The following is a 2544-nucleotide window of genomic DNA, read 5'->3' as shown; positions in this document are numbered from 1 at the left end:
AGCCCAGCGCTCTGCGCCTCAGCCCAGCGCTCTGCGCCTCAGCCCAGCGCTCTGCGCCTCAGCCCAGCGCTCTGCGCCTCAGCCCAGCGCTCTGCGCCTCAGCCCAGCGCTCTGCGCCTCAGCCCAGCGCTCTGCGCCTCAGCCCAGGACCCTGCGCCTCAGCGCAGCGCCCTCGTGCCTCAGCCCCAGCGCCCTCGCGCCTCAGTCCCAGGACCCCTGCGCCGCGGGCAACCCCGCGATCTCCGCGAAGTCCTCCTCGGTCAGCCGCAGTGCCGCCGCCCCCGCGTTCTCCTCGACCCACCGCTCCCGCTTGGTGCCCGCCACCGGGATCACGTGCCGGCCCTGCGCCAGCACCCACGCGAGGGCGACCTGCGCCGGGGTGACCGTCTCGCCGTGGCGGCGGGCGACGCGGCGCAGGCCGACGACGATGGGCTGGTTGGCTGCCATCATCTCGGCGGTGAAGCGGGGATGCCGGGCGCGCACGTCGTCCGGCTCGAAGCCCTCGCCCGGTGTCAGCGTGCCGGTCAGGAACCCGTTGCCCAGCGGCATCGCGGCCAGGAACCCCACACCCCGCGCCTCGCACCACGGCAGCAGCGTCCGCAGCGCCTCCGGCGACCACACCGACAGCTCCGCCTCGACAGCGCTGACCGGGAACACCTGCTGCACCCGCTCCAGTTGGCGGATCGTCGCGTCGTGCAGCCGCGCCCCCGGCCGCCGCGCCGAGCGCGCACCCACCGCGCACAGCCCCAACGCCCGTACCTTCCCCGCCTGTACGAGCTCCGCCATCGCCCCCCAGGTCTCCTCCACCGGGACCTCCGGGTCCTCCCGGTGCAGCTGGTACAGGTCGATGACATCGGTCTGCAGCCGGCGCAGCGAGGCGTCGCAGGCCCGCTTCACATACCCGGGACGGCCGTTGGCCACGATGTGCTGATCGCCCACCAGCAGCCCGACCTTGGTCGACACGAACGCGTCGGAGCGCCGCTCCTTCAACACCCGCCCCAGCAGCAGCTCGTTGGTGAACGGCCCGTACATGTCGGCGGTGTCCAGCAGCGTCGAACCCAGATCGAGCGCCCGGTGCACCGCCCTGAGCGACTCCTCGCCGCGCTGCCGTGAGGTGCTGTAGGCCCAGCTCATCGGCATGCACCCGAGCCCGACGGCCCCTACCGCGAGCGCCGCCGCACCGATCGTCCTGCGCTCCACCTGCTCGTGACCCTCCCTCTCCGGCCCCCAACCTAACCTCTGGCGTCGCCGGCGCCTGACATAGCCTCCAGCCATGACTGCTGCTGACGTATGGCTGCCCATTCCGCCCGACGAGATCGAGGGCCTCCCCGAGGGGCCGCGCTACCTCTTCTGGGACGGCGAGGCGGAGTTCCCCGCCGATCCGGCCGGCTGTGTCTTCTACGTCGTGCCGTACATGAAGCCCAGCGGCGTCGGCACCCGCCCGCTGCCGCTGATGAGCTCGGTGCGGGTCGTGCAGACGCTGTCCGCCGGCATCGACCACGTGGAACCGGGTCTGAAGGACCTGCCGCCCGGCGTACGGCTGTGCAATGCGCGCGGGGTGCACGAGGCCAGCACCGCCGAGCTGACCCTCGCGCTGATCCTGGCCTCGCTGCGCGGCATCCCCGACTTCGTGCGGGCCCAGGAACGAGGGGAGTGGCTGGGCGGATTCCGGCCCGCGCTCGCCGACAAGAACGTGCTCATCGTGGGCTACGGATCGATCGGCGCGGCCATCGAGGACCGGCTCGCTCCGTTCGAGCTCGCGCGGGTGGCGCGCGTCGCGCGCTCCGAGCGCACCACGGCGCGCGGCCCGGTGCACCCGCTCACCGAACTGCCCTCCCTGCTGCCGGAGGCGGACGTCGTCGTCCTCTCCACGCCGCTGACCGAGGCCACCCGGCATCTCGTGGACGCCGGTTTCCTGGCCCGGATGAAGGACGGCGCCCTGCTGGTGAACGTGGCCCGCGGCGGCGTCGTCGACACCAAGGCCCTGCTCACGGAGCTGGAGACCGGCCGCATCATGGCGGCCCTGGACGTCACGGACCCCGAGCCGCTGCCCGCCGAACACCCCCTGTGGCGGGCGCCGGGCGTCCTGATCAGCCCGCACGTCGGCGGGCCCACGTCCGCCTTCCTGCCGCGCGCGAAGCGGTTGCTGGTGGACCAGTTGCACCGTTTTCTGAACCAGGAGGAGCCGCGGAACGTGATCCTGGTGACGGGGACGGACACGCCGTAACTCCGTTTCGAGTACCGTCCGCGTTTCCCCGGGCGCGGTGGGTACTCATACATCTGTTGATCGTCACGCAGAGTAGAGAAGCTATGTCCCTGAGTGACGAGACTGGTGTATCGTCCGGACAGGGGTTGCGCCGCTGACCAATCGGCGCCGGGGACGGACTTTGCGGACTGTGAGGGGGGCGACGGGCGATGCACGGCCTATGGACGAGCGATCCGACGCGGCGGAGCCGCCGACGGCGGCCCTGGCGTGCGGCCGCACGCGACCGCGGCCGGCTCACCGGTCACCCCACCCGGCCGACCGGCCACCGGACCGGTCAG

2 protein-coding genes are annotated in these 2544 nt (G+C 72.5%); one reads left to right on the top strand and one right to left on the bottom strand.

The features are described from left to right. Positions 1-201: 201 nt before the first annotated feature. Positions 202-1200, bottom strand: a complete 999-nt coding sequence (locus N4P33_RS34550) for an aldo/keto reductase (protein WP_260830867.1) — start codon at positions 1198-1200, stop codon at positions 202-204. A 73-nt stretch (positions 1201-1273) separates the two neighbouring features. Here N4P33_RS34550 and N4P33_RS34545 point away from each other — a divergent pair, with 73 nt between their 5' ends. Further along, positions 1274-2227 carry a 2-hydroxyacid dehydrogenase gene (locus tag N4P33_RS34545; protein WP_260830866.1) on the top strand — a complete coding sequence of 318 codons (954 nt, stop codon included), beginning with the start codon at positions 1274-1276 and terminating at the stop codon, positions 2225-2227. The last annotated feature ends 317 nt before the right edge of the window (positions 2228-2544 follow it).

The sequence above is a fragment of the Streptomyces sp. 15-116A genome, assembly GCF_025290915.1.
In the GTDB taxonomy this organism is placed as follows: Bacteria; Actinomycetota; Actinomycetes; order Streptomycetales; family Streptomycetaceae; genus Streptomyces.
The sequence above is the reverse complement of the archived record's forward strand: the minus strand, read 5'-3'. Positions and strand labels throughout refer to the sequence as shown.

Coding starts and splice junctions, on each gene's coding strand:
- N4P33_RS34545 (WP_260830866.1), top strand. CDS start 1,274: ATGACTGCTGCTGACGTATGGCTGCCCATTCCGCCCGACGAGATCGAG.